The sequence below is a fragment of the Dietzia cercidiphylli genome (genome assembly GCF_014145145.1).
In the GTDB taxonomy this organism is placed as follows: domain Bacteria; phylum Actinomycetota; class Actinomycetes; order Mycobacteriales; family Mycobacteriaceae; genus Dietzia; species Dietzia natronolimnaea.
Map to the genome: position 1 here is coordinate 1 of NZ_JAALEA010000042.1, position 1691 is coordinate 1691.

The following is a 1691-nucleotide window of genomic DNA, read 5'->3' on the forward strand; positions in this document are numbered from 1 at the left end:
GGCTCGTTCCCGGGCCGCCTCGGCGGCAGCCCGTTCGGCCCGCTCGACGGCGGCGTCGCGGTCGGCGCGGAGGAGCTCGACCTCGGCCTCCAGGCGCGTGAGGGTGGAGGTCACCTGCTCGCGGTCGAAGCCCTTGCGGACCACCGCGAAGGGGTCGGCGCCCGTGGTGGGCATGTGTGTGCTCGACATGGCCCCACCCTAGCGGGGAGGCCCCGCCCGGACCCTAGTGCGACCCGGCGGCCGGCTCGACCAGTTCCAGGAGCACGCCCCCGGCGTCCTTGGGGTGCACGAAGTTGATCCGTGAACCCGCCGTGCCTCTCTTCGGTTCCGGGTACAGCACCCGCACACCGCGTCCGGTGAGGTGCTCGGTGATGGCCTCGATGTCGGTCACCCGGACCGCCATCTGCTGGATGCCCGGGCCGTTGCGATCCAGGTACTTGGCGATCGTCGACGACTCGTCGAGGGGGGCGAGCACCTGGAGGAGGGCGCTTCCGTCCGGTCGGCCGGGCGACCCCAGCATGGCCTCGCGTACTCCCTGCTCCTCGTTGACCTCCTCGTGGAGGTTCTCCATCCCGAGGTTGTCCCGGTACCAGGACACGGCGGCGTCGAAGTCGGGAACCGCCACTCCGACGTGGTCGATCGCCACGACGAGTTCGGCGGGGAGCAGGGGCTGGCCGGCTGGGGTAGTGGTCATGGGGACCACGGTAGTCGGTGACGGCAGACGGTAGTTTGGCGTGTACACGTACAGCCCCTCGAATGGAAGGTCCGCAATGTCCGCCGACTCCACCCGCACCGTCATCGTCTCCGGGGCCCGCACCCCGTTCGGCCGTCTCCAGGGCGGTCTGTCCTCCCTGTCCGCCCCCGAACTGGGCGGGATCGCCATCCGCGGGGCTCTCGAGCGCGGCGGCGTGCCCGCCGAGGCCGTCGATCAGGTGATCATGGGTCAGGTGCTGTCCGCCGGGAACGGGCAGATGCCCGCGCGTCAGGCGTCGCTGGCCGCCGGTATCCCCCAGCGGGTGGACGCGCTGAGCATCAACAAGATGTGCCTGTCCGGCCTGACGGCCATCGCGCTGGCGGACCAGGCGATCCGCGCCGGATACTCCGAGGTCGTCGTGGCGGGCGGCCAGGAGTCGATGTCCCAGGCGCCCCACCTGCTGCCCAAGAGCCGTGCCGGGTACAAGTACGGTTCCATCGAGGTCCTGGACCACATGGCCTACGACGGCCTGCACGACGTGCCCACCGACCAGCCGATGGGCGCGCTCACCGAAGCGCGCAACGCCGAGTTGGAGATCACCCGCGAGCACCAGGACGAGTTCGCGGCCGTCTCCCACCAGCGCGCCGCGGCCGCGTGGGCCGAGGGTCGGTTCGCGGACGAGGTGGTCCCCGTGACGGTGAAGGGCCGCAAGGGCGACACGGTCGTGGAGACCGACGAGGGTGTTCGCGCCGAGTCGACCGCCGAGTCGATGGGCAAGCTCAGGCCCGCGTTCGCGAAGGACGGGACCATCACCGCGGGATCCTCCTCCCAGATCTCCGACGGCGCCTCCGCCGTCATCGTCACCACCGCCGCCCGTGCGGAGGCCGAGGGGTGGCCGGTGCTGGCCGAGATCGTCGGCTACGGCACCGTCGCCGGCCCGGACTCGACCCTGCAGCACCAGCCCGCCGACGCGGTCCTCGACGCCTGTCGTCGTTCG

At 71.5% G+C, this 1691-nt stretch carries 2 protein-coding genes and 1 pseudogene; 1 reads left to right on the top strand and 2 read right to left on the bottom strand.

What is annotated here, in order from left to right; genetic code table 11:
• Both G6028_RS02325 and mce read right to left on the bottom strand, forming a co-directional pair.
• Nucleotides 1-189: pseudogene (locus G6028_RS02325) on the bottom strand (hypothetical protein); the annotation flags it as partial.
• A gap of 34 nt (nucleotides 190-223) precedes the next feature.
• Nucleotides 224-694 (bottom strand): methylmalonyl-CoA epimerase, encoded by a 471-nt coding sequence (gene mce / locus G6028_RS02330; protein WP_179525547.1) that lies wholly within the window; start codon nucleotides 692-694, stop codon nucleotides 224-226.
• Nucleotides 695-770: 76 nt separating this feature from the next.
• On the opposite strand from mce, the gene G6028_RS02335 reads away from it, so the two are divergent.
• On the top strand, nucleotides 771-1691 hold a 921-nt coding region (locus tag G6028_RS02335), incomplete at its 3' end, for an acetyl-CoA C-acyltransferase (RefSeq protein ID WP_182657931.1).

Coding starts and splice junctions, on each gene's coding strand:
- mce (WP_179525547.1), bottom strand. CDS start 694: ATGACCACTACCCCAGCCGGCCAGCCCCTGCTCCCCGCCGAACTCGTC.